This window comes from Haloarcula pellucida, assembly GCF_014647235.1.
GTDB lineage: Archaea > Halobacteriota > Halobacteria > Halobacteriales > Haloarculaceae > Haloarcula > Haloarcula pellucida.
On the sequence record NZ_BMOU01000002.1, the window covers coordinates 320,974 to 346,656 of the forward strand.

At 63.6% G+C, this 25,683-nt stretch carries 32 protein-coding genes and 1 tRNA gene; 15 read left to right on the top strand and 18 right to left on the bottom strand.

Annotated elements, in window-relative coordinates; all coding sequences use genetic code 11:
• Window positions 1-51: 51 nt before the first annotated feature.
• Window positions 52-984, bottom strand: a complete 933-nt coding sequence (locus IEY28_RS08230; RefSeq protein ID WP_188996263.1) for a glycosyltransferase family 2 protein — start codon at window positions 982-984, stop codon at window positions 52-54.
• A 242-nt stretch (window positions 985-1,226) separates the two neighbouring features.
• On the opposite strand from IEY28_RS08230, the gene IEY28_RS08235 reads away from it, so the two are divergent.
• The 3 genes from IEY28_RS08235 to IEY28_RS08245 all read left to right on the top strand — a co-directional run bounded on the left by IEY28_RS08235 (window position 1,227) and on the right by IEY28_RS08245 (window position 5,236).
• Window positions 1,227-2,606, top strand: a complete 1,380-nt coding sequence (locus IEY28_RS08235) for a sulfatase family protein (RefSeq protein WP_188996265.1) — start codon at window positions 1,227-1,229, stop codon at window positions 2,604-2,606.
• Window positions 2,607-2,738: 132 nt separating this feature from the next.
• The gene (locus tag IEY28_RS08240) at window positions 2,739-4,289 is read left to right on the top strand and encodes an alkaline phosphatase family protein (protein ID WP_188996267.1); all 1,551 of its coding nucleotides are present in this window, start codon (window positions 2,739-2,741) and stop codon (window positions 4,287-4,289) included.
• Window positions 4,286-5,236, top strand: coding sequence for a polysaccharide deacetylase family protein (locus IEY28_RS08245; RefSeq protein WP_188996269.1), 951 nt, complete (start codon window positions 4,286-4,288; stop codon window positions 5,234-5,236). Before IEY28_RS08240 ends, IEY28_RS08245 begins: the two co-directional genes overlap by 4 nt.
• On the opposite strand, the gene IEY28_RS08250 is transcribed toward IEY28_RS08245, so the two are convergent.
• The gene (locus tag IEY28_RS08250) at window positions 5,233-6,384 is read right to left on the bottom strand and encodes a glycosyltransferase family 4 protein (RefSeq protein WP_188996271.1); all 1,152 of its coding nucleotides are present in this window, start codon (window positions 6,382-6,384) and stop codon (window positions 5,233-5,235) included. The genes IEY28_RS08245 and IEY28_RS08250 overlap by 4 nt on opposite strands.
• Window positions 6,385-6,490: 106 nt before the next feature.
• Between IEY28_RS08250 and IEY28_RS08255 the strand changes: the two genes are divergently transcribed.
• From IEY28_RS08255 to IEY28_RS08300, 11 genes are all read left to right on the top strand, one after another.
• Window positions 6,491-7,342 (top strand): glycosyltransferase, encoded by an 852-nt coding sequence (locus tag IEY28_RS08255; protein WP_188996273.1) that lies wholly within the window; start codon window positions 6,491-6,493, stop codon window positions 7,340-7,342.
• A 56-nt stretch (window positions 7,343-7,398) separates the two neighbouring features.
• Complete coding sequence (locus IEY28_RS08260) at window positions 7,399-8,205, top strand: glycosyltransferase family 2 protein (RefSeq protein ID WP_188996275.1); 807 nt, start codon at window positions 7,399-7,401, stop codon at window positions 8,203-8,205.
• The gene (locus IEY28_RS08265) at window positions 8,202-9,470 is read left to right on the top strand and encodes an O-antigen ligase family protein (RefSeq protein ID WP_188996277.1); all 1,269 of its coding nucleotides are present in this window, start codon (window positions 8,202-8,204) and stop codon (window positions 9,468-9,470) included. Before IEY28_RS08260 ends, IEY28_RS08265 begins: the two co-directional genes overlap by 4 nt.
• Before the next feature lie 35 nt (window positions 9,471-9,505).
• Window positions 9,506-9,578, top strand: a tRNA-Pro gene (locus tag IEY28_RS08270).
• Between the two features lie 174 nt (window positions 9,579-9,752).
• Window positions 9,753-10,088 carry a hypothetical protein gene (locus tag IEY28_RS08275; RefSeq protein WP_188996279.1) on the top strand — a complete coding sequence of 112 codons (336 nt, stop codon included), beginning with the start codon at window positions 9,753-9,755 and terminating at the stop codon, window positions 10,086-10,088.
• On the top strand, window positions 10,089-10,577 hold the full coding sequence (locus IEY28_RS08280; RefSeq protein ID WP_188996281.1) for a hypothetical protein: 489 nt from the start codon (window positions 10,089-10,091) through the stop codon (window positions 10,575-10,577). It abuts the gene before it with no gap.
• A complete protein-coding gene (locus tag IEY28_RS08285; protein WP_188996283.1) occupies window positions 10,574-11,128 on the top strand; it encodes a hypothetical protein in 555 nt (184 codons plus the stop codon). The genes IEY28_RS08280 and IEY28_RS08285 overlap by 4 nt, the downstream gene beginning before the upstream one ends.
• Window positions 11,121-11,246, top strand: coding sequence for a hypothetical protein (locus IEY28_RS20750; protein ID WP_268239427.1), 126 nt, complete (start codon window positions 11,121-11,123; stop codon window positions 11,244-11,246). The genes IEY28_RS08285 and IEY28_RS20750 overlap by 8 nt, the downstream gene beginning before the upstream one ends.
• Entirely contained in the window at window positions 11,243-11,749 is a 507-nt protein-coding gene (locus IEY28_RS08290) for a PD-(D/E)XK family putative nuclease (protein ID WP_188996284.1), read from the top strand. Before IEY28_RS20750 ends, IEY28_RS08290 begins: the two co-directional genes overlap by 4 nt.
• Window positions 11,749-12,279, top strand: a complete 531-nt coding sequence (locus tag IEY28_RS08295; RefSeq protein ID WP_188996286.1) for a hypothetical protein — start codon at window positions 11,749-11,751, stop codon at window positions 12,277-12,279. The genes IEY28_RS08290 and IEY28_RS08295 overlap by 1 nt, the downstream gene beginning before the upstream one ends.
• Window positions 12,276-13,934, top strand: coding sequence for a DUF7845 domain-containing protein (locus IEY28_RS08300; protein ID WP_188996288.1), 1,659 nt, complete (start codon window positions 12,276-12,278; stop codon window positions 13,932-13,934). The genes IEY28_RS08295 and IEY28_RS08300 overlap by 4 nt, the downstream gene beginning before the upstream one ends.
• A gap of 385 nt (window positions 13,935-14,319) precedes the next feature.
• Here the strand turns inward: IEY28_RS08300 and IEY28_RS08305 are convergent, their stop codons facing one another.
• The 16 genes from IEY28_RS08305 to IEY28_RS08380 all read right to left on the bottom strand — a co-directional run bounded on the left by IEY28_RS08305 (window position 14,320) and on the right by IEY28_RS08380 (window position 25,057).
• On the bottom strand, window positions 14,320-14,535 hold the full coding sequence (locus IEY28_RS08305) for a hypothetical protein (protein ID WP_188996290.1): 216 nt from the start codon (window positions 14,533-14,535) through the stop codon (window positions 14,320-14,322).
• Complete coding sequence (locus tag IEY28_RS08310; RefSeq protein ID WP_188996292.1) at window positions 14,532-14,723, bottom strand: hypothetical protein; 192 nt, start codon at window positions 14,721-14,723, stop codon at window positions 14,532-14,534. The genes IEY28_RS08305 and IEY28_RS08310 overlap by 4 nt, the downstream gene beginning before the upstream one ends.
• Complete coding sequence (locus IEY28_RS08315; RefSeq protein WP_188996294.1) at window positions 14,717-15,046, bottom strand: hypothetical protein; 330 nt, start codon at window positions 15,044-15,046, stop codon at window positions 14,717-14,719. The genes IEY28_RS08310 and IEY28_RS08315 overlap by 7 nt, the downstream gene beginning before the upstream one ends.
• Entirely contained in the window at window positions 15,043-16,824 is a 1,782-nt protein-coding gene (locus tag IEY28_RS08320; protein ID WP_188996296.1) for a LamG-like jellyroll fold domain-containing protein, read from the bottom strand. Before IEY28_RS08320 ends, IEY28_RS08315 begins: the two co-directional genes overlap by 4 nt.
• Window positions 16,824-17,114 carry a hypothetical protein gene (locus tag IEY28_RS08325; protein WP_188996298.1) on the bottom strand — a complete coding sequence of 97 codons (291 nt, stop codon included), beginning with the start codon at window positions 17,112-17,114 and terminating at the stop codon, window positions 16,824-16,826. The genes IEY28_RS08320 and IEY28_RS08325 overlap by 1 nt, the downstream gene beginning before the upstream one ends.
• A 172-nt stretch (window positions 17,115-17,286) precedes the next feature.
• Entirely contained in the window at window positions 17,287-18,435 is a 1,149-nt protein-coding gene (locus IEY28_RS08330) for an ATP-binding protein (protein ID WP_188996300.1), read from the bottom strand.
• Window positions 18,432-19,196, bottom strand: a complete 765-nt coding sequence (locus IEY28_RS08335; RefSeq protein ID WP_188996302.1) for a hypothetical protein — start codon at window positions 19,194-19,196, stop codon at window positions 18,432-18,434. Before IEY28_RS08335 ends, IEY28_RS08330 begins: the two co-directional genes overlap by 4 nt.
• The gene (locus IEY28_RS08340; RefSeq protein ID WP_188996304.1) at window positions 19,189-20,874 is read right to left on the bottom strand and encodes a hypothetical protein; all 1,686 of its coding nucleotides are present in this window, start codon (window positions 20,872-20,874) and stop codon (window positions 19,189-19,191) included. Before IEY28_RS08340 ends, IEY28_RS08335 begins: the two co-directional genes overlap by 8 nt.
• Window positions 20,871-21,095 carry a hypothetical protein gene (locus IEY28_RS08345; RefSeq protein WP_188996306.1) on the bottom strand — a complete coding sequence of 75 codons (225 nt, stop codon included), beginning with the start codon at window positions 21,093-21,095 and terminating at the stop codon, window positions 20,871-20,873. Before IEY28_RS08345 ends, IEY28_RS08340 begins: the two co-directional genes overlap by 4 nt.
• Window positions 21,088-21,567, bottom strand: coding sequence for a hypothetical protein (locus tag IEY28_RS08350; RefSeq protein WP_188996307.1), 480 nt, complete (start codon window positions 21,565-21,567; stop codon window positions 21,088-21,090). The genes IEY28_RS08345 and IEY28_RS08350 overlap by 8 nt, the downstream gene beginning before the upstream one ends.
• Complete coding sequence (locus IEY28_RS08355; protein WP_188996309.1) at window positions 21,557-21,940, bottom strand: hypothetical protein; 384 nt, start codon at window positions 21,938-21,940, stop codon at window positions 21,557-21,559. Before IEY28_RS08355 ends, IEY28_RS08350 begins: the two co-directional genes overlap by 11 nt.
• A 79-nt stretch (window positions 21,941-22,019) precedes the next feature.
• Window positions 22,020-22,307, bottom strand: a complete 288-nt coding sequence (locus tag IEY28_RS08360; protein ID WP_188996311.1) for a hypothetical protein — start codon at window positions 22,305-22,307, stop codon at window positions 22,020-22,022.
• A 2-nt stretch (window positions 22,308-22,309) separates the two neighbouring features.
• Entirely contained in the window at window positions 22,310-22,765 is a 456-nt protein-coding gene (locus IEY28_RS08365) for a hypothetical protein (protein WP_188996313.1), read from the bottom strand.
• Window positions 22,755-23,093 carry a hypothetical protein gene (locus IEY28_RS08370; protein WP_188996315.1) on the bottom strand — a complete coding sequence of 113 codons (339 nt, stop codon included), beginning with the start codon at window positions 23,091-23,093 and terminating at the stop codon, window positions 22,755-22,757. The genes IEY28_RS08365 and IEY28_RS08370 overlap by 11 nt, the downstream gene beginning before the upstream one ends.
• A 3-nt stretch (window positions 23,094-23,096) precedes the next feature.
• Window positions 23,097-23,558 (bottom strand): hypothetical protein, encoded by a 462-nt coding sequence (locus IEY28_RS08375; RefSeq protein ID WP_188996317.1) that lies wholly within the window; start codon window positions 23,556-23,558, stop codon window positions 23,097-23,099.
• 2 nt (window positions 23,559-23,560) lie between these two features.
• A complete protein-coding gene (locus tag IEY28_RS08380; protein WP_188996318.1) occupies window positions 23,561-25,057 on the bottom strand; it encodes a hypothetical protein in 1,497 nt (498 codons plus the stop codon).
• Between the two features lie 362 nt (window positions 25,058-25,419).
• Here IEY28_RS08380 and IEY28_RS08385 point away from each other — a divergent pair, with 362 nt between their 5' ends.
• Window positions 25,420-25,677 (top strand): DUF8053 family protein, encoded by a 258-nt coding sequence (locus IEY28_RS08385; protein ID WP_188996320.1) that lies wholly within the window; start codon window positions 25,420-25,422, stop codon window positions 25,675-25,677.
• Window positions 25,678-25,683: the final 6 nt, after the last annotated feature.

A 25,683-nucleotide genomic window follows, 5' to 3' on the forward strand; every position in this document is an offset into this window, starting at 1 on the left:
GTAGCCACCTCGTCGAAGTACGTTTGAATCATGCTTCATTAGGAACCCTCCTTATTTTCCATCACAGTCGATTCGACGATATTCCTCTCGTCTGGTTCGTAGTGTTTGCGGGAGGTACACAACGTTCCAGAGTACACAGTACGTCACGAGGAAGAAGTTGAAAACGACCCCCCTCGGTCGACGGCGTTGGTTAATTCTGTCGTTCATATCTCCATCAAACCACGGGTGACAACCCACATAATACAGCAACAGAATCTTTCGGAAAACGCCTACGACCGACTCGTGTTTGACAGAGAGTCTGATATGGTTCCTAATAGCGAAGTAACTGGCCTTAGTCGGTATCTCTTCTGTCGTTCCGGATGAATAGTGCCAAACTGGAACGTTAGTCTTCATCCGCTTGTACCCCGCACGTTGCCCACGTATCTCGAAATCCGTTTCGTCGGCATAGAGAAAGTACTCGTCGTCTAGCAGCCCGATATCGGCGAATACCGACGACTTGATGCACAAGGCCATTCCATCAATGAATTCGTCTGTGTAGTGTTGTGATGCTCGTTCCCAATCCTCTACTGCTCGTTCGAACTCTTCGAGTGGGACCGACGAGACCGTCCCGTACACGTCGAAGCCTATGAAACCGACATCGCTGTGGGCTTCGCCGGCTGCTACCGCCGCGGACAACCATTCGGGATGGACTCTGATATCGTTGTTTACGAGTACGATATACTCTGCACCTTTCTTGAGTCCATGCCGGATTCCAACGTTGTTCCCACCGGCCCAGCCACGATTTTGGTCCAATTCAGTAACGGAAATAGAGGGGTAATTCTCGCGTACGTACTCTACAGAGCCATCCGAGGAGTTGTTGTCGACCACTTCGATATCGTAATTTGGGTACGCCGTCTCCCGAATTGAGGGGAGTGCATAGTCCAGATGATCTTTGCCATTGTAATTCACGACTACGACCTGTACCTTTGGTTTCGTCCCGTTCATCTGTCTTCAAAAACTGACTGGCGCGGGCGTTTGTACATCGCTGATTGTGTCTCTTCCAACCGATTGTTCACCGGAGTACTTGAGCGCTACTACGGAACCAGTCAACTATACTGCCTGAAACCACATGTACGTCTCCTGTCCACCGGATCAAGGGTGACACAACAGCCTCCTGTCAGACTAGATAACAGAAAAGATGGAGAATTACCGGCAAGATTTTATTTCGGGTTTATAATATGGTCTGTATGCATCCAGTTTTCCACCTCTCTAACTATCTCCCCGAAGCAATCAAACAAAAATACAAGTCCTCGAACCATCCTCTGTTGCAGAGAATCGAAAATAGTCGCCTCTCTCAGAAAGCTGATGATAGATATGAACCGCTAACGGCCGACTACGATGCTGCCTCTGGTGCACCATCACACATCGTCTGTATCGTCGTTGATGGATTGAGACACGATGCCATCACCAAAAACATCGCACCATCTCTAACGTCTCAATCACCGATGAACGCGATTACCGCTGCGCCGTGGACGTTCCCGTCCGTCACTTCTATTCTGACGGGTAAGTATCCCCACCAGCACGGTGCAATGCGAAACGCTGACGGCTTACACCGTCCCTCACACCCGGTTCCACAACAGATGAGCAAGTCACACACGACGCTGCCACAAGCTTTGGCAGCGGCTGGATACGAGACCTATGGCGGGTTCGGGTTTATTACGCCGTTTTGGGCACTCAGGGGCAAATTTCAGACTCACAAGCTGTACCGCCACGCCGTCCGTGCCGACGAAATACTGGACGACCATCTCTCTTGGCTGTCGAAACACCGGACTTCTAGCACTTTCTCGTATATCCACCTAAACGACGCTCACGAACCGATTGACCCGCCCCAAGCGTATCACGAGAGACACGAGGTTGATGCCGACATCGACGTCTCCGATTGGGACTCATATGAGCCGGAGACAGAGAGCGAAGTCAGACGTTTCAAGACCCACAGAAAGCGGATCTACAGGGCAGCTGTCGATTACGTCACTGATTGTATCAAGTCATACCAGCGCGAAGTCGAAAACGAATTTGCTGACATCTTGTTCGTCGTGACCGCCGACCATGGAAAGGGATTCTGGGAGTGTTCCACGGTTGATGAAGAGCACTTTGACGACACACGCGGGTACTATTGTGTCGGCCATGGCGGTACTCCCTACGAATCTATCACACGTGTCCCCCTCGTCATCGAATCAGACCAAGTTACGCACCAATCGACACCTGTCTCGCTAGTTGACGTTTGTCCGACTATTTTAGACATAGTTGGACTGGAAGGCGCGCTTGCTTGTTCAGGCTATTCGCTCTCGTCCTCGATTCCGGATACGCGTGTTCCTATTGTCGAGGGAGTGAGATACGGCTACGAAAAAAAGGCAGTCTACCACGACGATTGGAAGTTGATCGTTTCCCGTGGTGACGACGCGACGGTTGGATTCTCGTTGCCTTCCGAAACTGTCCAGAGTATACCAGACGACGTAGCGAACCGACTGCACACGGCGGTACCCCGCTGGTTGGGTGAGGGTGACCAGTCTGACGACCGGACTCCTGAGTCTGTTGCTAAGCGGTTGGAGGAACTGGGTTATAAGTAGTCGTCTGTGGGTAGTTTGCCTAACAGAACGCTTTATTGTAAGTCGTCGTTGTATCGACGCCGCTGAGCGATTCAGTCAGGTATCAATGTTTATATTCCCCAGCGCTAAACCGACGCGCGTATCTGCCCAAACGTGACCACAGTCGCCCTTGGACTCGACGGTGCGGGCTTCGAACTCCTCCAGCCGTGGCTCGATGCCGGGAAACTCCCGGCGTTATCCCGCATCGTCGAGGACGGCGTCGCCGCCGACATGGAGAGCTGTCTGCCTCCGGTCACCTGTCCGAACTGGAAGTGCTATGCGACCGGGCGTAACCCGGGAAAACTCGGCGTGTTCTGGTGGGAACGTGTCGACCGATCGAACCGCACCATTACCACGACGAGTGCGGCTCACAACTTCGACGGCACGAACTACTGGGAGTACATGGACGGCCCTGTCGCCTCGCTCAATCTGCCGACGAGTTTCCCGCCCCACGAGGTAAACGGCGTCCACGTCGCCGGCGGGCCGGGCGCGGACCAGACGGGCTACACCGCACCGGCCTCGTTCGAAGCCGAACTCGAAGCGGAGTACGACTACCGCGTTCATCCGGAGCAGTTGTCGCTACTGCAGGGCGACGACCCCGAGAACGCCTGCGTCGAGGAGATATACGACCTCGTCGACACCCGGTTCGACGTTCTCTGTGACCTCGTATCCTCGGGGGAGTACGAGTTCGTCCACCTCTCTGTCTTCTACATCAACATGCTCCAGCACTTCTACTACGACCATCCGGTCGTCGAGGAGGCGTGGACGCGCATCGACGACCGCATCGCAGACCTCCGCTCGCTGGACGAACTCGACCACCTCGTCTTGCTCTCGGACCACGGCTCGAACCGGGTCGAGCGGTGGTTCCGGGTCAACGCGTGGCTGGCCCGCGAGGGGTATCTCGTCACCGAATCCGGTGCGAGTGACTGGCTCTACCGCGCCGGACTCACGAAACAGCGCATCCGGCGCGTGTTGAACGTGCTCCGAGTGGAGTGGTGGGCGCGCCGCGTCGTCCCCGAGCGACTGCAGTCGCTCCTGCCGACCGACGATGGCGTCGTAAAGAAAGCGGCGAAAGCAGGCGTCGTCGACTGGGAGCGATCGACCGCTATCGCCAGCGGACAAGGGCCGATATACGTCCTCGAACCGGACCCCGAAGACCGCCGTCGTGTCAGAGACGAACTCGTCGAGGCACTGGACGGCCTGACCGACGATCACGGGACGCCCATCGTCAGGGCGGCATTGCCTGCGGAGTCGGTCTACTCGGGGCCATACGTCGCCGATGGCCCGGACGTCGTCCTCGACCAGGCCCCACACGTCCACATCGACGGCGGCATCGGTGTCGACACCGTCTTCGACACCCCGCAGGACTGGCAGGGAGAGAATACGAAGACCGGCCTGTTCGCAGCCTGCGGGCCGGCGATAGACGGGGCGACAGAGCCAGACGACGTTCATATCCTCGATCTGGCACCGACCGTTCTCCACCTGCTCGGCTATCCGGTACGAGAAGACATGGACGGCGAGGTACTGACGGGCGTCTTCGAGGCCGACTCTGAACCGGCGACCCGTTCGGTCGAGACGGTCCCGGGTTCAGCGACCCACGGTACTGGACGCGGCGACGTCTCAGAGGACGCGACTGACCGCCTCGCGGACCTCGGCTACCTATGAGCGACCGCCCGGGCGCGTTCGTCGTCTCGCTGGACACGGAACTCGCGTGGGGGACCTTCGACGTGGGGAAGATAGACCGGTACGAACCGGCCTACCGAGAGGCGCGGGGCGTCGTCGAGGACCTGTGTACGCTGTTCGACGAGTACGAGGTGCCGGCGACGTGGGCCGTGGTGGCCCATCTGCTGGAAGACTGCGGCGGGGTCCACGCAGCGGGGCCAGAACCGACGTACCCGTGGGTCGACGGCTGGCACGACGCCCTACCGTGTCGAACTGGCGTCGACCGTGACCTCTGGTACGCGCCGGATATCGTCGACCGGATACAGTCCTGTACGGTCGACCACGAGGTCGGTCTCCACGGCTACACACACATGTTGCTCGGCGAGTCCGGCTGTCACCGCGAGGCGGCCGAACGAGAGGTTGGCACCGCTATGGCGGTGGCAAACGACCACGGTCTCGATCCGCAGAGCTACGTGTTTCCCCGCAACCGAATCGGGCACAGAGACGTGTTGGCCGACGCGGGAATCGACGTATACCGCGGCCGTGACGCCCGGTGGTTCGAACGGTGGTCGCTCCCGTCGCTGGCCCGCAAGCCGCCACGGTACCTCGAAGAGGCGCTCCACCGAACCCCGCCGTCCGTGTGGCCCCGCGAACGAGAGGGGCTGCTCGAACTCCCCGGGTCGCAGGTGTTCCGCCCGTACCACGACGGGTGGCAGTGGACACACCCAGACTCACAACGGCGGCGTACAGTCGCCGGACTCGACAGGGCGGCGGCCACCGGCGGCATCTTCCACCTCCGGTTCCACCCGTTCGACCTCGGGTTCGACCGGGAGAGATTGCTCGGGGTCTTCGAGTCGATTCTCGCCCACGCCGAATCGCTGTCGATCGAGGGGGCGCTCGTCCCGATGACGATGAGCGACGCGGCGACGGAGTACCACGCCGAGCGCTAGTCGGGATGGCCCGCGAGCGCTCGCTGGACCACGCGCACCACTTTTCGTTTCTCTGTCTCCCAGTTGTACCGGGTTTCGAGTGCGTCCCGGCCGTTCGCCCCCAACCGCCGGGCGCGTTCGGGATCGTCGACCAAGGTCTGGAGCGCGTCGGCGAGGGCGTCGACATCGGCCGTATCCACCGCGAGGCCGCACTCGGTCTGGTCGAGTATCTCAGCGAACCCGCCGAAATCCGGACCGACGACCGGGAGGGCGGCGTTCATGTAGTCGGGGATTTTCCGCGTATTCCACCGGGAGAGTTCGAACATCGGGACGGGTTGGTACGGCGCGACGCCGATATCGGCGCGAGCGAGGTGATCGTGGACCTCGTCGTAGTCCACTCGGCCGACGAACTGGACGGCGTCAGTGACGCCGAGTTCGTCCGCCCGACGACGGAGCTGTTCGAGTGTGTCGTCGACCGAGTCGCCGACGAGCAAGAGGGTCGTCTCCGGACGCGTCTCGCGGACCATTGCGAACGCCTCCAGCAGCATCGGGACTCCTTTCCGGTCGTTGATAGTTCCCGCGTACACCACGGTCTCGACGGCCTCGTCTCGCTTCGGGCAGGGCTTCAGCCGAGGGACGTTGTAGACGACTTCGAGATTCCGAGTGAAGCCACTGTATCGTTCCTCGAGTCGGTCGCCGTCAGTGTCGATGACGGTGATACCGTCGACGCTTCGGAGACAGACTCGTTCGAAGGTCGTCACGAGCGACGTAAACACCGGCGCGAGGCGAGTGTCGCGTTCCCCGTACCCCTCGCGGTACGGTTCGACAACGTCGTAGACGACCGGCGTTCGGGTGAGCCACCCGACGACGACGGCGAGGGGGAGCAGCGAGACGTGCGCACAGAAGAGGAGGTCCGGGTCCCGGTAGGCGATGGCGCGGAGAAACCGGACGTAGACCAGCGGGAGAAAGAGGGCGTTCAGAAGCGACGCACCGAATCCGGGGCTCGGGATCGGTTGGGTGGGGACGGCGCTTCCGGCGGCGTTCGAACTGCCGCCGCGACGCCAACAGAGTGCTGAAACGTCGTGGTTAGCCCCGGTCAGAGCCTCGGCGAACAGCTCCATCCGTGGGTTCAGGTGCGACCGGTGGAACAGGACGAGTACCGACGCCATTCGCTCGGAACTCACCGTCGGCGGCTAAGGGCTTTTCGCACCCGCGAACCCATACGAGGAAGTCGGACACCACCATTTATCTCCGTGCCCGGCTTTCTCGCGGCTAATGGCGATGTCGTTCTCCGTCCTGTTGCCGACCTACGCTGGCGACGATGCCGCGGAACTCGACACGGCGCTCGCCAGCTGTTTCGACCAGACGCGGCGACCGGACGAACTTCTCGTCGTCGAGGACGGCCCCCTCACCGACGAACTCGACGCCACGCTCGACGAGTGGGAACGGCGGTATCCGGACACACTCCGGCGACACGCGCTCACCGAGAACGGCGGACTGGGGAACGCACTCCGCGTCGGCGTCGAGGCCGCTCGCCACCCGTGGGTCGCGCGGTTCGACGCCGACGACCACAACGTTCGGACCCGGTTCGAGACCCAGTGCCGGTACGTCGCCGACAATCCCGACGTGGACGTGCTCGGAGGCTACATCGCGGAGTTCGCCGACGACCCCGAGAACGTCGTCGCCCGCCGCGAGGTTCCGACGACCCACGCCGACATCGAGCGGATGGCGCGGTTCCGGAGTCCGATGAACCACGGGACGGTGTTGATGCGCCGGGCGGCGGTGCTGTCGGCAGGCAACTACCGGCCCGTCACCCGGATGGAGGATTACGACCTCTGGATCAGAATGCTGTGTGACGGCGCGCGGTTCGCGAACGTCCCGGAAGTACTGGTGAACGTTCGGGCGGGGGCCGAACTCGCCGGCCGCCGTGGCGGGCTGGAGTACGCCCGTGCGGAGGTTCGGCGGCAGGTGGAGTTCTACCGCCGAGGGTTCACCTCGCTCCCGGTCTTTCTGTGCAACGTGACGGCACGGACGACGTTGCGACTCGTTCCCGACCGGATGCGCCGTCTGGTGTACGCCCGATTCGCTCGCGAGCAAGGCGACGGCGTGGACCGACGGCAGCCCTGAGACGGCGGACAGAACGACCGAACGATATACGTCGGTGAGTGTTCGAATTGGTACGTATGTCGGGGCCACTGGTGAGCGTGGTGACACCGTCCTACGAGCAGGCCGAGTTCTTGGAGGACAACCTCCGGTCGGTCATGGAGCAGACCGGCCCGTCGGTGGAACACGTCGTGGTCGACGGCGGGTCGACCGATGGGTCCGTCGCCCTCCTCGAATCCTACGAGGACCGATACGACCTCCGCTGGGTGTCTGAACCCGACGACGGCCAATCGGACGCGCTCAATAAGGGCATCGAGATGGCGACCGGCCGCTGGCTCTGCTGGGTCAACTCCGACGACTATCTCCTTCCCGGTGCGCTCGACACCTTCGCCGAGGCGCGCCGCGATAACCCCGATAGCGACGTCATCTACGGCGACTTCGTCTTCGTCGACGCCGATGGAGAGGAGATTGGCCGGAAGTACAACACGCGTCCTTCGCGGTTCGTCCACAAACACTACTACCAGTTCACCGGCAACCACAGCACGTTCTTCCGCCGTGGCGTCATAGAGGGCGTCGGTGGCATCGACGAGGACCTGCAGTACACGATGGACACGGAACTGTTCTGGCGACTCCTCGAGGCCGACCTCGAGATGACGCACGTCCCCGGGTTCCTCGGCGCTCGCCGACTCCACGAGGCGGCGAAGACGACGGGGGAGCCACCGGAGGCGCGTCTGGCGGAGATTCGGGCGCTCAAGTCGGGCTACGACCACACCGTCCCCGAACGGGCGCTCCCGGACAAACTGCTCACGGTCGCGGCCTTCGCTTTACAAGGGACGTATCACACGCTCGATGGCCGGCCCGAAGCCATCCGGCACATGCTGGCATGACCGCCCGCGGACCACACGCGCTGTTTCTCCTGTTCGTCCTCAGCGTCGTGTTCTCCGTCCAGTTCCCGCTCCCGCTGGTCGCCTCGCAGTACGCGTCGGTGAACCTGTCCGATCTCGTCTTGCTGGCGATCGCTGTGCTGTTCGTCCTCGAACGGCTCCGTGCCGACGACTGGCGACTCTCCCTCTCGCTGCCGTCGCCGACGGCGTGGTTTCTCGTCGCCGGTGGGTGGATGGTCGTCTCCCTAGCCGCCGCGGTCGTTCGCTCGCCGGACGTCGCCGCGGTCAACGCCCTGTGGACGCTGAAGTGGTTCGAGGTGACCGTCCTGTTCGTTCTCGCGCAGGCCTTCGCTGACCGTGTCGACTGGAACGCGTTGCTCGTCGTCCTTTCGGGAGCCGGCGTCGTCGTCGCGGTCACGACTGTCGTTCGCACCGTGTCGACCTCCGGGTTCACCCGGGTGACGGTGTTCTGGCACAACCCGAACACGCTCGCGGTGTTTCTCGCCCTGCCCGCGCTCCTCTGTCTGGCACACGGTGCCGGCCGGATCAGAGAACGGCCGCTAGAGGCGCTTGTCGCTGCCCTCGGAGGACTCTGCTGCCTTCTCGCTGTCGTCTCGACGGGGTCACGCTCGGGTCTCATCACGCTCGTCGCCGGTGTGGCTGTCACCGTCGTCCTCTCGTACCGTCGTCTCTCCGTCTCGCTACTCGTCGGCGGCGTCGGGACGGGTATCGCCGCCGGCGGCGTCCTCCTCACGACGCGCCCCAAACTGCTCGGGCGGTTCCTGCCGACCATCGCGTTTCGAGACGGAACTATCGTCTTCAGCGGTCCCGGAACCGGTGCAATATACTCCCGGTACGAACTCACACGAAAGGCGCTCGGCCTCTGGACGGATCGTCCGGTGTTCGGCTACGGGTGGTTCGCCTCGCCGGAGAACCCCACAGTTAGTTTTCTCGATGTCTTCTACACGCAGGTACTCGTCGACCTCGGACTCGTTGGGTTCGTCCTCGTCGGTGCGTTCTATCTGGTTTTGGTTCGGGCGTTCGTCGTCCAGCGGACGACGACGTCGCTCGCGGTACCCACTGCCGGGGCGGCGTGGCTGGTCGGTCTCCTCGCGGCGGGTATCGGCGGCGGCCATCCGCGCATTCCCCGCATCATGTTCCTCCTCGTCCTCGTCCTCGTCGCGGCCAACCGTCTCCGGATATGCGGGACGGCTCCGAGTGGGCGACCGGGACGCCCGTCTCGCGGACGCTCGTTTCGCAACGATTAAACCGTCCCTCCCCGTTCGTTCAGATGCTATCGCACGGGCCGGTGGGGTAGCCTGGTATCCTTCGGCCTTCGGGTGGCCGTAACCGCGATTCGAATTCGCGCCGGCCCACTACCTACAAACCCTTTTTCCCGGGTTTCCTGACAGTTAGCGGCCGTTCTACGGGGTGGTCCGCATGAGCCTCTCCGACCGTAGCGAGCGGCTCATTTGCGACACCTGTGGCGAGGTTATCGACGAACCGTTCCAGCGCTGTCCAGCGACCGACGACGGTCGGAGGTGTCGGCCATGACGCTGACGCTCGAAACTCCCTGCAACACGAAGGGTAAATGGCTCACCTGTCCCACCGACTCGCGCCGTGCTGACGACCGCGAGTACTGCGGACAGTGTTTCCCCGACGGTGAGGACAGCGTTGCAGAGTTCGGCGTCGAGACGTACCTCCTCACGTTCAAGAACGGCACGAGGCTCCACCGGAGCGTCGACACCGGCGAAGAGGCCGATACGTCCGGGTTCGGCGACCACGACTACCCCGACGAGCGACTCGCCGACAAACTCGCGAGCGACGACGTGACGCTCGACCACGAGTTCGAGTGGGACCGTCAGCGGTCGGGAGGTGACGCGTAGATGGGCGACCACGAACAGAGTCGCCTCGATGTCGGCGACACGCGGAAGCCCATCGTCGTCAAAGAGCAACGTCGGGTCACGTCGGGTGACCTCGCGGCGCTCGCGATGTGCGCCCATCGCTACGACCCCGACGACCTCGCCGGGTGGTACACCCACGAGTTCGGGGACGTGCTCCGCCAGTGGATAACCTCGAACGTTGGGAACGTCATCGCACGTCTCTCGCCGCACTGCGAGGATACTCGTGGCGACCTGCCGCCACTACATCCTGCCGACGACTTGTGGGTCGGTGAGGTCGATACCGGGCCGGAACAGGCCACGCTCGTGACCGACGGCGGTCAGTCTACGGACGGTACTGAGCGGACTCTCTACTGCCATCGGTGCGACGCGGATACGGTCCACACTTCCGACGGCAACGGGTTCCTGTCGTGCGAGGGTTGCGGAAACCTCCGCGTCGTAGACACGGCCACTGACCGGGAGGGTTCGCAGTGAGCGACTCGTTCGAGTGGAGCGATTCGCGCCGCTTCCTTCATCGCGTTTTCGTCGAGGAGCCTGTCGGCGTCGTCGAGACCGTCGGCGAGGTTCCGGTCTGTCCTACCTGTCTGCGTGCGTTCGAGGCCAGCAAGTACGGCCCACACATCTGCGAGGACTGCTGGAACGAACACATCGAGCGGAAATCCGCTGGTGGTCGACGCTACGTCACTGAACACGGTGAGAAAAAGCACTACTCGCCGCTGTGCCCGCACGTTCGCGGTTCACAGTACCGGCTGACGAGCGACGAGAGTTGTGTTTACGGGCGGCTGGGGTCGTGTGGCACTTGTGGTCGCGGCCGGGCCATCTCCGACGGCGGCCGGGAGGCCTTCGAGTGCGACGGCTGTGGCGAAGCGACGCCCACGGCGAAGCGCTGGCGCTACCTGCCGCCGGGTCAGCCGGATGTGGGAGACCTCCAGTACGACGACCTGTGTCCGCAGTGCTCGACCGGGAAAGAGTCCTCGCGACTGTTTCGCGCGGCCGACGACCTCGGAGGTGAGGACGGTGCGTAGCATCGCCCGCGAACACCTCCTCGGCGCGACGGTGTGGGCCTACGCTGGTGGCGGGGCACGAGTTCGACCGTGGACCGGTGCGGAGCACGCCACGCGACTCGGGAGGGTCGGCGCGTGAGTACCAACTCGCTGGCGGACCCGAAGGCTATCGGGACCGACGTGGAGACGCTGGTCATCGACGCGGTCGACGTGCTGAAGGCCGCGACTGACGCGGACGACCACTACGACGCGGTGACGACCAGCCTCCTCGAACCGTCGACCGTCGATGCTGGCGTGCCCGTCCTGTGGGCGATGCCGGTCGTCGAGCGCGGCGAGCGCATCGAAATCAAAGCGTGCGTTCGAGAGCGCTCGAAGGGAACGAGTTCGGCCCACGGTTCGTGGTGTTTCAAAGGCCGCGACGGTGGACAGCACGGCTGGTTAGTCGATGAGTCCGCGGTCTACGTCTTAGCCGTTTACGACGACGCAGGCGCGTCGAAGGAACTCGTCTCGCTCGCCGTCGTTCCGGCGAGCATCGTTGACGAGCACCTCCGTGACCGGTGGTACGGTGTCGACCGCCGGGAGGAGACGTGTGCGCAGTTGCGCTGGTCGACGATACTCGAAGACGGAGGTGACGGTGCGTAATGCCGTCGACGACGCAGTCGGGAGACCGCCGCGAGCGGATGCGCTGTCCGAATCTCGCCGAGCGAATCGGCGAGGACCCGGCTCGCTGGCTGGATGCCGACCTACTGCGGAACGCCGGACGGAAGCAACTCGTCTTCTCGCTCATCAACGGCATCGACAGCCTCGAACGGGTCGCGGCGTGGCACGCCGTCGAGATGCGGCTGGCGAACGACCGCTACGCCGACGAAGCCCGGAACCCGCTGGACGAACCGCGGGCGGCGATTCTCCAGCGCCTCGACCAGCGCGAGGAGTGGCTTCGTTTGAACGGCGAGCGGCCCGACCGGCTCCCGTTCGGGCCACGCGCGTCCTGCGAGTGCTGCGACGCCGACGGGTTCGTGACGGCCGCCGACCTCCGCGAACGCGACGCTGAGGAGCGGGCGCGACTGAGTGACGGGTACTCGCCCGACGGCGTCGACACCAACAAGACCACTCCGGAAACCGAGACCGCGACGCTCGGCGCGTACGCCACTGACGGAGGGCAGGACCCATGACGGGCGTCTCGACAAGTATCGAGGAGGTAATCGACCTTCAGACCCACCGAATCGGCGCGAACCTCGTGTTTGACGAGGGTGGTCTCTCCCCGTACTGGGCGATGGTCAGTCAGTACGAACCTGACCTGGAAGACGGCGAGGAGACGTTCGTCTTCGACGGCACGGAGTACGAGGTCGTACGGTCGACCCACTGGAGTGGTAAACTCGAAGCGCCGCCGTCAGCCACGTTCGACGGCGCGATGAACGAGTACAAACTCGGTGTGTACGCCGCTGACGACCCGAACGACGAACTCGGCGCGGACTTCACCTTTCGACCGGGATATCCCGAAGCTCGGCACATCGAGACCGGCGAACTCATCGGTGGGATGCCAACGCAGTGTCCCGAGTCCATCCGCGTACAGGTGGAGTCGACGAACCTCTCGAAGTTCGAGGTGCTGGGGTTGCTCCAGTCGCTCGCGTCGCACCTTTCCATCGACGCCGGATACTTCGTCGACGCTCACGAGTGGTCGTCTATCTACGCGCTCGAACTGTACGGGCGCATCCTCCGCGAGGTCGCGACTGGGTGCATCGGTGGGAAGGGCGGCGTGCTCGAACACCTCGCGCAGTTCTCGAACGGCCGCGGCCGCGGTGAGCACAAGTGGGACCACGAGAAGGTCAAAGCCCACTACGAGGCCGTCGCGCTGTCGCCTGACAACTGGAAACGACTCCTGCCCGAACAGACACTCGCGAAGCGACTGAAAGCGTATCAGCCGAAGTGGGTCCGGTCGGAAGACACGGGTGACGACCCGCTGTACCACCACAAAATCGAGTGTCAGTACTGGTCGGACTACTATCCGAGCGGCGAGTCCGCGATTCAGTGGCAGGGCTACGACTCTGCAGTCGCGGAGTTCCGCGAAACGGTCGTGAACGCCCTCCACTGGGCGGGCGTCGACTTCTCGCCGGAGTCGGATGTGTGGGTCGACGACCCGTATTTCGAGCCGGGACAGGCCGACGACGCGGTCGACGTGTATCCCAACCCGATGCCCGACCTCGAACAGCAGGAACGGGCGGATGCGCTCGACCAACTCGCTGGCCCGGAGACCACGGAGGGCGCGTGGGACGTGCTGGTCGCGATGACCGACGGCGGCGGTCGGCACTACCAAGAGGTAGCCGAGGAGGCCGGGAAATCGGCCTCGACGGTCTACCGTGCGGCCGAGCGGTTCGGCGACATCATCGAGGTCGAGAACGGCATGGTCCGGTTCCGTGACGGTATCGTCCGGGACCAGATTCGCGAGGTCGCCGAGCGCTGGCAGGCCACGAAGGACGCTACGACCGACGCCCTCCGACGCGTCGCCGACCGTGCCTCGCCGTTCTCTCGTCGCGATGACGGTGAACCGTGGGCGCTCGAACGGTGGGCGAACCGTCACGGCATCGTCGTCCACTCGACGAGCGACCCGCTGGAGATGGAACTGAAGCGCCCGGTGTCGCTTCAGGAGATACTGAAGATACTGCGTTCCGGCCTCGACGCCGCCGAGGCGTCACCACTGCCGACCGACCGCTTCGAGTCCGCGCTCATCGACTGGAAAGGTCTCGACGGTGAGCTTCGGCGCGACCGCCGCGTCGTCGTCGACGACCGGTTCCTCGGCAAGCACAACGTGGACCGACCCATCTGGTAAGCGGCTCCAGCACAGAGGCATCACTGTCCTGCGGGTAGTTTCGTTTATATACCAACCGCGTTCCAGCCGGTTCCGGCCCGTAATTTTCCCGGTCGCTCACCTCGCCAGCGGCGGCCGTCGCGCTCGCTTTCGTACCGGTTGGGCAGGCCACCCTTAGGTAGTGTACCGAACGGTACACAATCCAAATACGCGCCCCTCCCTTCGGTCGGGCCGCACCCGCAACGCACCCCAGACCGCAATACTACCGCAACCGCACCGCCGCAGAAAATCGGGCAGTCGAAACGGGAGGGTTAGAACGAGGTCATTCGACCGCAGGCCGGACACCAGCGCTGGGACATCGAGGCACACCGAACGCAGGCGACGAGCGGCACGTCGACCGGCGCGCTCACGCCGCCTCACCTCGCGCCTGCCACAGACCCATCAACAGCCCCAGCACACCAGCGACGAGTACCCCGAGTGGGTAGTCCCGAATCATCCACCAGTGGATACAGCGGCCGAAGCGGTCGGCCCAACAGCCGTAGACGGCGTACCGGAGCGTCATCACGACCGCGAAGACGAACCCGACCACCAGCGCCGTGAGCGCGATACGTCTCGCTCTCACGCGATGACCACCCACCCGACTAACAGGAGGACGACGCCGACAACGAGTTTCGTCGGTATCATCCGCAGAATCTTCCGTTCGGCCCGGAACACGAGAATGGCGAAAACCGCCGTAACGACCCATCCGAGGCCACTCATCACCGAGTCAGGGACGGCCGACAGCGCCGCGGCGAGAGTATCGACTACCACGGTCGGACCTCCTCACGCCGTTCGGCTCCCGCGAGCGCCAGCACGACGATACCGCCGTACGCGACCTCGCCCGGAACCGACTCAACGGCCAACGGCGAGACCAGTAGCGCGATACCGAGGACGAAGAGCGCCTTTCCGAACGTCGGCGCGGCGAGCGTGTCGAGGAACAGCAGTCCGAAGCCCGCCACCATGACAGCAACACCAGCAACGAGCGGTTGGAGTGTTCCGACGGCGGCGTAGCCACCGAACGCGACCACAGCGCCGAGGACGATAGCCCACGTTGCCGCAGTTCCGAACACCGAGTCGCCTTCGAGAAGGCTCATCCCGAGAGCCTCCCGACCGCGCTCGACGCTGCGTTGATGAGCGGTCGTCGGTAGCGATAGGCCGCGACCGCCGCGCCGCCCGCCAGCAGCACGACGCCGCCCGCTGACCCGCCGCCACCGCCGCCCGACCCGGTCGGCCCGCCGATGCCGCCCGTGCCGAACGATGCCGAGAGGTCCGTCGTCCCGTTGAACGTCGACCCGTTCGCGTACTCACCCGAGTACGTCATCGTCGGGTCGTCCACATCCGAGGCGTTACTCGTCACGCTGTCGTTCAACAGCGCCTGATAGTACTGCGTCGCTTCGTCGAACTCGCGCGTCTGGTTGAACAGCGCCGTACCATTCTCGTCGCGAATCGTGTAGTTGACCCGCGTCACCGGCTCCGGCGACCGAACCGTAACCGAAGTGCCGTCGTCCTCTTCGAGTTCGGCGAACCGAACGTCCAGCCGTTCGTCGAGCGTCGGCGTCGACGACGACGACGGTGTGGCCGCGGTCGGCGCGGCTGGCGTCCCGAGGCTGCTCGTCTCGTCCCACAAGTCGGACTCCATAACGAGCGGCCCCTCGCGGATGGACTCGACGGCGATGAAGCCGTACGTGTCCCACACCGCCGGGTAGTCGCTGGTGACCGTGAGGTTGTAGGTGCGGCCGTCGACCATGCCAACGAACGCCCGGTCATTGTGGTTGAACGAGGTCGTTGTCAGCGTGCCGTCCGGTCGCTCGACGATAAGCCGCGGGTCCTCGCCCGCGAAGATGCTCGCGTTCGTTCGGTCGTCGAGGACGAACGCCATTTCGTAGCCGAGGCGGATATCGACACCCGAGATGACATCACCAGATACACTGACCGTCTTGCTTTCTGAGACACCACTATTCGACGTAGTGATTTTCCGCTCGCCATTTGGAACAGATAATTCATAGACGCCGTTTTGATTCGTCGTAGTTGAACGGCCGTTAGACGCTACAGTTGCACCACTCAACTTGTTTCCGGAGAGGTCTCGGACAGTTCCCGAAACCGTTCCGACTGATGATATGGTCTGAACCTGTTCTTGTGAGAGCGATTGGTGATAGACTCGCACGTCATCTATCGAACCGTCGAACCTGTCGACGTAATCTCCTCCGAACCTATGCCGAGCACCAATAGCCCAGTCTAAGGTCTCCGAAATGTCTCCCGCGTCGTTCGATTCTTCGGCGATGAGTTTTCCATCAACGTATATTTTCACCGTGTTCGCTGATTTATCGACAGTTGCGGCGACGTGATGCCATTCGCCGTCTGCCGCATTGTAATCTGTCTCGTAGTAGTTCTCGCTGTTCCCATCGCGGAACGCAAATGTGACGTTCCCATTAGTCAGTCGGAGAAGTATCGCGGCATTACTATCCCAGTTCGTCCCAACTATCGCCTGTTTGGGCTTTGTCGAATTGTTGGTTCGGAACGTCGACGCGATCGTGAAGTCGGAAGTGCCCGGATACAGCCCGTCTGACGAGGCTACACTCCCGTATCCGTTCCCGCCGAACTGCAGAGCTGAACCGTTTAGTGATTCTACGTACGTTGCGCCAGTCAGCGAAGCGTCTCGACTGCCTTCGACATCCACGAGAGTCGTTGTGTCGCCCGTAGACTCTGCATTCCAGAACGCCAGCGGTGACGGTGTGCTCGTCTGTGCTTCTGCCGTCCCAGCCTCATAGACCAGTCCGCCAGTTACGATTAGTGGACCGGACAGCGCTATCAGCAACGCCAGCGCCACTGTTTTTACTGTCTCGGCTATTCTCTCTCGGCCGTTATCTTGCATTAGTGAACTACCTCCGAAATCTGGTTTATTGCCTGTGCGACCAGCGAACCGCCCGAGAGGTCGACGATGCCGACGTAGGTTCCGACGGCCAGCACGACCGCGACCGCACCGACGACGACCGAGGCGATGCGCGCCCACCGAGCGGCGATGACCAGCAGGTCCGCGGCCTCGCGTAGGTAGTAGAGGCCGACCGCCGTCGCCGCCAGCGCCGAGACGAGTGCGCCCTCGACGCCAACGAACGGCGCGACGAACTCGGCGGCCGCTCGGACGAGTTCGTAGACGACGGCCATCACGCGGACGCACCTCCAACCGCGCCCCCGCGGGGGGACCCCTGCGCTCCCATCTGAACCGCGCGCGCGTTAGAGAGCGATTCAATCCGGTTTGCTGGCCGGTTCGCCGCCCGATATCGAGTTTCGACCCCGCCCTTCGAGCGACGTTTTTTCGAGAAAATCGAGCGAGACATCAGCGTCCCACCTCGATTTTGAGTTTGTAGGAGGTCGGACTCGGCATGTCCTTCCACCTGAAGGGGTCGAAGTTCGTTTCGTTGTACATCAAGGCCTTGCCGATGGGGTACTCGTCGGTGACCTCGCGGTTCATGCGAATGCTCTCGAAGCCGACCACGTCGCTCGCGGTCGTCGGGTTCGCCGTGCCCGGCATCTGGATACGCCAGCGGATTTTGTGCCGGATATAACGGTGAATGTCGACCTCCGAGTGACCGAACAGGAAAATCGACAGCCCGAACTTCCGGGCGTCGACCCACATGTCTTTGAGGAGTTCGACCTTCTGATAGGAGCCGTAGCTATCCTTACTGACCGACTGAGGCGCTATGTCGCCGATTTCGTCACAAATCCACGTCGTCCAGTGATGCGGGCCGTGGTTGACACGCGCGAGTGCCCACGCGAACCACCAGTGGTTAGCCGGGTCGTTCTCGTGGAACAGCGTCTCACGCTCTGGTGGCGTGTCGTACTGTTTCTCAGGGTCTCGCTCGTAGATTTCCTGACAGCCACGCAGTCGTGGGTCTGGGTAGACGACGTGGAACGTTCCTTCGTCGAGAACGCGCCGGTTCAAGTCGACCGGGTCCGCGTAGCGCCGGACCTCGCGAACGATTTCCCCTAACTGGTCGATGCTGAGCTTCACCGCAGGTTCGGTCGGGTCTTTCGACTCCAGCCGAGCGGTCACATCAACGCCTTCGGGGAGACACAAGACGGTGTACGGCGCGAGCGGGAGCCATTCCGACCGGCTGGACGACCCACGCCATACGACCTTCTCGTTGTTTATCTCCAGCATCCGGACGGCGACGTAGTTCGCCAGCGTCGACTTCCCCTTACCCGGCTTTCCGCGGGCGAGGAAGTCCGTCCCACCAGCGATACGCTCACCGCCCGCGTCCCACGAGTGCTCCCAGCAGTTCGGGATGACGCCCTCGTACTCGAAGTTTGAGGCGTCCCACGCGGGCATTCTAAACCGCTCTCGCATGTGTCGCGCGTCCGACCAGCGGGACGTGTTCCCAGTCGCCTGTTTCGTCGACCGGACTGGGTCGTCAAACTGTGCCAGCACCTCACGGGTGGTTTCGTCGTCGGCGAGACTCTCGTCCCCCCATTCAATCGTACTCACGCGTAGTTCACCTCCTGCTTGTCGCTCGTTTCATCGGGGACCTCGCCAGCCCGCCCGCTCAGGACACGCACCCCAGCGCGGAACTGCGGGAGAATGTGGTACGCGGCGAAGAGGCGACGCGCCCGCTTGTCCGCGACCGTTTCGCCGGTCAACACGGCCACCGTCGATTCCTCTTCGTGGACCCGCGTCACCCACTCCTTGTCGAGTTCGCCGTGGGTCGCCAGCAACACGTCTTGTCCCCAGTCGAGAATCGCGCCGCGTTCGTCGAACCCGGCCAGCAGGTCATCGAGGACGCGTTCCTGCCACTGTTGGAGTTCGGTCAGCGCGGGCCGCATCGCGATGAACCGCTGTTGGTCGGGCGCGTGGCTGTCGTCGTCGCCAGCCGCGTCGATGTACTCGGTCGCGTCGGCCCGCAAGCGTCGGAACGCATCGCGATGAGCGGGCAGGACGTAGTGGGACAGAAACCGCTCTCGGAGCGATTCAGCGGTTTCGTCGTCGAGGTCGCGGTTCCGGCCGCGACGTTCGTGGGGGACGACGAGCGCGGCCAGCAGGACGCCCTGTTGACCGCGGTACTGCCGGGAGAGGTCGGTATAGACGCGCATGTCCAGCCGCCCCAGCGTCCGAATCGTCATCTCCTGTACCCACCGGAGGACGCGGTCCTCTGAGGCGAGGCCGTCGCGGAGTTCGCGAACCCGCTCTCGAACGTCCTCCGAGAGCGTCACGAGCGCCGGACGGTACGGGTCGGGCGTGGCGTCAGTCATCGTCGGCCACCTCGCCGTTCCCGAGGATGCCGTCCCGTTGGCGGTCGGTCACCTCGTCGTCGCTCTCGCTCTCCTCGACAGCCGCAGGGACTTTCTCCTCGGGGTCGAGCATCCCCTCGACGAGCGTGCGGTCGTGGTCCGCGACCTCGCGGTCCACGTCGCGCTGTTTGCTGATGCGCTCGCCGTCGAGTTGCTGTTTCAGTTCCTCGAAGCGCTTGGCGTCGTCCACGTCTTCGGCGTACTGGACCATCGTTCCGAACGCCGTCCGAAGGTGGACCGGCGCGGGTCGCACGGCGGCCTTTCCGTCGGTCGGCGTCGCCAGCCACACGAGGAGACCGCCGCCAGTCACCGCGGTCACGGCCAGCGCTGACGCGACGCCAGTGTAGACTGACGCCGCGGCCAGCGAGACCGCGCCGCCGATAGCCAGCCACTCCCCGGCGTGAACCCGGTCGAACGGCGGCCAGTCGAGCGTCCAACCCTCTTTCTCGTAGAAGAGCAGTTCCGGCGATTCGGGGTCGACGAGGAACATCTCGTCCCACTTCCCGTCGACCGGGACGCGAGTCCGGAGTTGCTCGACGTTCTTCAACTCGGCACTCTTGCCGAACACCCGCGCGAGGAACGGGAATACGCCCTGAGTGACGACCGCGACCGTCCCGTCCGGCTTGCGGACGATTGTCTCTTCGCGCACCTCGGCGTCGACCATGTCGAAGGCGTCGTCACCGGTCGGCGACTCGGCGTGTTCGAGCGTCGGGCGGACGAACCCGGCCGTGCTGACCCCGCTGGTGTACGTCTCCAGTAGGATTATGCCGAACAGGCCGACGACGTACAGCGAGACGATGTACTGTGCGTTCACGACGAGGTTCGCCAGCGACTCGTAGAACAGCAGGCCGCCGAGTCCGGTCCCGATTGACAGCGTGAGAATCCACGGGAAGTAACCGTATCCCGGTCCTCGTCCGGCTCTGTCGAGTGCTCGTTTACAGACCAGCCCGACAGCAAAGCCTCCGGCGACGATGATGAGGAGGAAGTCGACGATGACGCTCGCGATGTAGTCGCCAGCACTGTTGATGTCCACGGACTGCGTGGTCGCGATGCTCTTGTGGCCGAAGTTGGCCCATCGTGCGTACTCTTTGCCCTCTATCCACATCGTCACGCGAACCTCTTCGTCGTGCTGACGAAGCGGGATTTTCACGGTCGGGCGACCGCGCTCGAACGTGACGTTGTGGGTGACGTGCGTGACGTTCCGAGCGACCGGGACGGTGGTCGACGTGTTACCTTCTTGGACGACTTTCTGCCCTTTCTCCCAGTAGGCGACGTGAACGGTCTCCTGCTGGTCCTCGTAGGTCCACGTCCGGAGATACACCGCGTTCCGGCCGACGGTGTGACCGGGCGGCAGATACTCGCCGCCGTCGGTCGCGCCGACGTTCGCGAACGGGTTGTTTGCGGGCCAGTAGACTGCCCAGTAGAACTGGTCCTCGCCCATCCTGACGCTGGGCGGCGAGTTCGCTTGTCGCGGCCCGGTCTCCGTGAGGTCGTCGAGCGTGAGTTCTGAGTCGGCGCTGGCGTTGCTCGTCGCGTTCCCGGCCGTCTGTTGGGCGTCGGCGAGACCGACCACGCCGACGACTGGGGCGGCGACCAGCAGGCTGACCAGTCCGACCAGCACGATGGACGCCCGACTCATCGGTTCTGTCGCGCCACCCCTCGGGCGCGTTCGTCGGCCCACTTGAGGAGGACCATACCTCCGAGGAGTAGGAGCACCGACGGCGCGAGCACGTGGTAGCTCTCCGACGCGGCCGCCGCACCGCCAGAGAACGCACCGAATCCGAGCGCCACGAATCCGAGCACCGCATCGCCGACGACCGCCGGATGCCCGAGCGTTCGGAGTGCGTACGCGTCAGTCATCGGCGACCTCCGGTGTCATGCCGAGGGAGTGGTCGGCGTCGTCGATGAGGGCGCGTCGGTCGGCGTCGGCGGCCGCACAGTCGCCTGAACAGTAGGTCCACTCCTCGGTTTGGCGCTGGAGTACCAGCGACAGCGGGCCGAGGTGAGCGCGCCGCGGCGACCCGGAGGCTTTCACTTCGACGAATTCCTCGACGCCGTCGCGACTCGACTGCGAGCGGATGTACTGTCCGCAGTGGTCACACGCCGCTTCTACCTCCGGACCACCGTCGGCGTACGCAATCCCCAGACCGATGACGAGCGCGAGGCTACCGACGACGATGGATTCGAGCCACGACCCGCCGAACACCATGGCGGCGGTGATTTCGCGGGCCGCGTAGGCGACGCCAGCCAGTCCGATACCGATGCCGAACCATCCAACCGGCGAGAGGTCGGAGACCCGGACACAGTCTACCGAGAGGAACCTACCCGACATACTGGTCCACCTCCACGACGAGGAACACCAGACCGACGAGCATCATCGCGATACCGACGAACTGCCCGGTCGACAGCGTGAACAGGCCCGAGAGCGCCCCAGCACCGAGACTCGTGATGCCGATGTTCGTCACGAAGTACGGGTGACTGACGACGAACTCGACGGCCATGCCGACGAGGTCGCCGAACTGGATGAGGCCGACCGTGACGGCTCCGGCGACGCCCGTCGCGAGCATCATCGTCCACCGCGTCGTCCGGTCCCACGAGACGCTCAGGTCGTCCGAGCGAGCGTACGCGATGCCGAAGCGGGCGAGGATGACGACGCCGAGTATCGCGACGAACGCGCCGACGCCTGCCAGCACGTTCAGCGGCATCGCCCACCTCCCGGTCGACGAGTGGTACGCCCTCTCCGCGAGGGGATTCTATCCGTCCGTTTCGAGTGGTTGTGTCGGTTCATCTGTTGTCGAAGAAGGTTTGCACGCGCTGGATGAGGCGGTCGAGTTGGACCCCGACGAACACGATAGCCGCCGCGATGAGGATGCGCGACCCCAGCGCTCCGTAGCCGATTTCGGGTAGGAGTGTCGTCGCGGTCGTCGCGACGGCCGGGAACCAGTACGTCGACGTGGTCGAGACGAGCGCCCACGCTGGCTCTATCCAGCCGATACTCAGTTGGCCGACCGCGCTCACGAGGAACGCGACCGCCGTCAGCGGGTGCAAAAATACGTTTTTGAGTCGTTTCATGGCTATCTCAGCCCCAGCAGGTCGACGATGCTACTCCCGAGCGGCAGTTCGCCGAGAAGTGCGACGCCGACGCGGTAGCCGACGTACACCGCGACCGATGCGAAGCCTATCGCGAGGAACGGTGCGGCCGCCCCGGCGCTCGCGACGACGTTCGCTATCGACTGCTGAACGGCGACGTAGCCGCCGAGAATGTCGATTCCGACGCTTCCGAAGGCGGTGACGAGCGTCACGCGGATGCCGTCGAAGAACCCGACGATGATACCGAACGCCGAGAGGATGCTGTTCACCGCGAACGCGCCGATGTTCAGGACCGAGTCGACGATGTACAGCGAGATTATCGTCGTCACGAACCCGACCGGGTTGCGGCCGAAGCGAACCAGCACGCGGGCGACGCTCGCCAGCGGAGCCAGCGCCTCCAGCAGTTGCCGCGTGGTCAGTTCGTCGCTGTTACCCGACACGGCTCACCACCCACGCGATTGGGAACAGCGTCACCAGCACGATAACGAGCGCGACGAGGTAGCCCGCGAACCCGGCGTCGAGGACGAACGGGACCGCGGCGGCGAACCCTTGCTCGATGATGATGCTCGGGAGGCCGTAGGCGATGCTGACGGCGCGGCCGAGAAAGTCGGCGTAGCCAGCCAGCAGCGACAGTGGGATGTCGACCAGCGACAGGAACGCAGCCACGAATCCCTCGAAGTACGCGAAGATGCTCGCCCCGAACAGCACGGTCGCGAGGCGTCCCCAGCGTATCGAGGAGTTCGCGACGAAGTCGCTGGCGCTCACCATTCGCTACCCCTCTTCCTCCTCTTCTGCGTCGATGAATCCGGGCGTCGGCACGTCGAAGCCCGTCCCGATGAGCGGGAAGAAGTTCGTCGTGTCCTCCTCGCTGATGTACGCCAGCACGACGTACAGCGCCAACAGGACGATGCCGATAGCGAACACGAACGACAGCGGGCTCGCGAACAGCCCGCCCGGTCCTATCGAGATAGCGCTCGCGATTGCGCCGAAGTTGATGATGCGGGCCGCGCCGCCGAAGGTCGCCGTGATGAGGTCACCGACCGCGCCGATGAACGACTGGGTCGGGATGATGAACACGTCCGCCAGCGTGAGGATACCGCTCGCGATGGCGGTCCCGACGGCGAAGAACACCGCGCCGATGCCCTGAAACAGGATACCGCCGATACTGTCGGCGGCGGCCGCCCTGTTGAATAGGTCTCGAACACGGTCCCCGCCCGCGCCGGACGCAGACACAGTTACGACCCTCCGCCCACGAGTCGGCTCAGGCCGACAGCGCCCGCGAGTGCGGCCACGACGCCGGTAATCTGGCCCCAGAGTGTCGAGAAGAACCCGCCGCTACTGGCGTCGGTCGGGCCGCCCATCGCGCTCGCGTTCTGGAGCGTGTCGGCCTCCTCGTTCTGGAGAAGGACGACCATGTGGACGCGGTAGTTCGTGTCGGCGCTGGCGTCGGCGATAAACGTCGCCGTCGACCCCTGCGTTCCGAACGAGTCCGTGACGCTGGAGTACGCCCCGTCCTCGTCGGTCAGGTTGCCGAACTCCTCGTCGGTGTCCGCGCCGGTCGCGACCTCGGCGACCGCGTAGCGCGAGTCGACGAGACCCTGCTCGAACTCCAGCGCGATGTCGCCGTGGATGAGGTCGATAGCCGACGGGACCTCCATGTCGCCGTACAGTTCGAGTTTCTGCGGGTAGTTGTAGTCGTCAGCCGACGAGAACTCCGTCCAGTACTCTTCCTCGTCCGTGAGGTCCGAGAACTGGTACTGAACGTCGTAGACCTTGAGGTCGGTGATAACCGCGTTGTCGAAGGCCGACCCCATCGTGTCGAGGCCGGTCAGGTTCGCGACGCCGCCCTCGTAGTAGTCCGTGACGCTCGTCGTTTCGAGGTCGCCGTCGTTGTCGGTGTCACGCTCGATTTCGCCGAGCGTGTCCGTGCTCTTCGTGCCGAGGTCGAGGCCCGCGACCGTGACGGTCACGTCGTTGTCGACGCCGACGATTTCGACCTTCTGGATGCCATCGAACGTGCCGTCACCGCTTCCGGCCATCGGGAGGTTCGAGAGCCGTTCTTGGAAGACGATGCCGTTGCCGGTGCTGTTCGCGACGACAGTCTCGTTCGAGGCGTCGCGCGAGGTGTTCAGTTCGGCGTAGCGGTAGTCGCCGTCACTGTCGACGGCGCGGAGTTCGGCCGTACCGTCGAGGGTTTCGACGTTCAGGACGGCAGTCATGACGCGCTTGTTCGCGTCGGTGGTGATGCTGACGTTCTCGGAGAGTGCGCCGGTCGCGGTCTCGCTGCTGGCGACCGTGGCGGCGAACTGGAGTTTGTCGACGCCGTCGGCGTCAGCGTCGCTGACGGACATCGACGAGGACGCGCCCGAGGAGGTGGTCCAGTCAGAGGCGACGGTCCAGTTCGCGCTGTTCTCGACTTCGCCGTCGATGCGCGGGAACAGCGTGTACCGGTCAGCGTCGACCTTGTCGAAGCGGACGCCGACGGGCGTGTCCTGCGATTGGTTCACCGTCGCGGGAAGCGTGGCGATTTCGCCGGAGTCGTTGTAGTACTCCAGCGGCTCGTCCATCTCACCGCGGTCGTGCGTGACGACTGTGAGTTCGTCCTCGACGAACGTCGGGTTCGGTGCTTTGTCTGAAGTGAAGTTCACTCCGGGGGCCGCTGTGGCGGTCCCGAGAGTGGGCGATGCGATGAGGGTCAGTGCGAGGAAAACGGCGAGTATCGGTTTTCTCATGCGGTTTCGGGGCGGTTCCGGTCGCTACCCGTGGTCGTCGTCTGATACTGTTCGGCGTCGAGGTCGCGACTCGCGCCAGCCGCCTCACGACGGATTCGCGCGCGCTCTCGCTCGCCGACATTTCGCCACTCCGTTCGGAACGGCCTCGGTGGAGAATCAGCCGCGCCGTCCGGCGGTTCGGTCCTGTCTGCGTCGTCGTTCGTCATGGGTAGGGGTACAGACCCGCTGTGTACCAGCGGGTTGCCCGCTAACCCGACTCTCAGACCATATACTGCCCGCTGAGTTTGGGTTTCTGGGGGGAGAACTGCCAGCAACCCGACACGGAAGCTACGTTTAATACCCAGTGTTCACGCTGTCGTCATATGCAGAAGCTCCAGAGTCGCGGTGGCTCAGGTATGGTGACGGTTCCGAAAGAGTTTCTCGACCGTGACGGTCTCCTTGACGACGACGGCGAGCCAGAGACCGCGCATCTGACGGTCGAGCGCCTCGGCGAACGGGCCTACGTGGTTCGGGTGTGTGACGGCGACATTCCGGAACTGGCCGAGTGCGAGGAGATTCGCCGCATCGCCGCCGAGCGCGTTCTCGACGAGGACGTGTTCGGGCGTCGGCAGGGCGAGTAACCGACG

Excerpts from the sequence above, each read along its gene's own strand:
- IEY28_RS08230 (WP_188996263.1), bottom strand. The coding sequence starts at position 984 with ATGAACGGGACGAAACCAAAGGTACAGGTCGTAGTCGTGAATTACAAT.
- IEY28_RS08235 (WP_188996265.1), top strand. The coding sequence starts at position 1,227 with ATGCATCCAGTTTTCCACCTCTCTAACTATCTCCCCGAAGCAATCAAA.
- IEY28_RS08245 (WP_188996269.1), top strand. The coding sequence starts at position 4,286 with ATGAGCGACCGCCCGGGCGCGTTCGTCGTCTCGCTGGACACGGAACTC.
- IEY28_RS08250 (WP_188996271.1), bottom strand. The coding sequence starts at position 6,384 with ATGGCGTCGGTACTCGTCCTGTTCCACCGGTCGCACCTGAACCCACGG.
- IEY28_RS08255 (WP_188996273.1), top strand. The coding sequence starts at position 6,491 with ATGGCGATGTCGTTCTCCGTCCTGTTGCCGACCTACGCTGGCGACGAT.
- IEY28_RS08260 (WP_188996275.1), top strand. The coding sequence starts at position 7,399 with ATGTCGGGGCCACTGGTGAGCGTGGTGACACCGTCCTACGAGCAGGCC.
- IEY28_RS08265 (WP_188996277.1), top strand. The coding sequence starts at position 8,202 with ATGACCGCCCGCGGACCACACGCGCTGTTTCTCCTGTTCGTCCTCAGC.
- IEY28_RS08275 (WP_188996279.1), top strand. The coding sequence starts at position 9,753 with ATGACGCTGACGCTCGAAACTCCCTGCAACACGAAGGGTAAATGGCTC.
- IEY28_RS08280 (WP_188996281.1), top strand. The coding sequence starts at position 10,089 with ATGGGCGACCACGAACAGAGTCGCCTCGATGTCGGCGACACGCGGAAG.
- IEY28_RS08295 (WP_188996286.1), top strand. The coding sequence starts at position 11,749 with ATGCCGTCGACGACGCAGTCGGGAGACCGCCGCGAGCGGATGCGCTGT.
- IEY28_RS08300 (WP_188996288.1), top strand. The coding sequence starts at position 12,276 with ATGACGGGCGTCTCGACAAGTATCGAGGAGGTAATCGACCTTCAGACC.
- IEY28_RS08315 (WP_188996294.1), bottom strand. The coding sequence starts at position 15,046 with ATGAGCCTTCTCGAAGGCGACTCGGTGTTCGGAACTGCGGCAACGTGG.
- IEY28_RS08320 (WP_188996296.1), bottom strand. The coding sequence starts at position 16,824 with ATGCAAGATAACGGCCGAGAGAGAATAGCCGAGACAGTAAAAACAGTG.
- IEY28_RS08325 (WP_188996298.1), bottom strand. The coding sequence starts at position 17,114 with ATGGCCGTCGTCTACGAACTCGTCCGAGCGGCCGCCGAGTTCGTCGCG.
- IEY28_RS08335 (WP_188996302.1), bottom strand. The coding sequence starts at position 19,196 with ATGACTGACGCCACGCCCGACCCGTACCGTCCGGCGCTCGTGACGCTC.
- IEY28_RS08340 (WP_188996304.1), bottom strand. The coding sequence starts at position 20,874 with ATGAGTCGGGCGTCCATCGTGCTGGTCGGACTGGTCAGCCTGCTGGTC.
- IEY28_RS08345 (WP_188996306.1), bottom strand. The coding sequence starts at position 21,095 with ATGACTGACGCGTACGCACTCCGAACGCTCGGGCATCCGGCGGTCGTC.
- IEY28_RS08350 (WP_188996307.1), bottom strand. The coding sequence starts at position 21,567 with ATGTCGGGTAGGTTCCTCTCGGTAGACTGTGTCCGGGTCTCCGACCTC.
- IEY28_RS08355 (WP_188996309.1), bottom strand. The coding sequence starts at position 21,940 with ATGCCGCTGAACGTGCTGGCAGGCGTCGGCGCGTTCGTCGCGATACTC.
- IEY28_RS08360 (WP_188996311.1), bottom strand. The coding sequence starts at position 22,307 with ATGAAACGACTCAAAAACGTATTTTTGCACCCGCTGACGGCGGTCGCG.
- IEY28_RS08370 (WP_188996315.1), bottom strand. The coding sequence starts at position 23,093 with ATGGTGAGCGCCAGCGACTTCGTCGCGAACTCCTCGATACGCTGGGGA.
- IEY28_RS08380 (WP_188996318.1), bottom strand. The coding sequence starts at position 25,057 with ATGAGAAAACCGATACTCGCCGTTTTCCTCGCACTGACCCTCATCGCA.
- IEY28_RS08385 (WP_188996320.1), top strand. The coding sequence starts at position 25,420 with ATGCAGAAGCTCCAGAGTCGCGGTGGCTCAGGTATGGTGACGGTTCCG.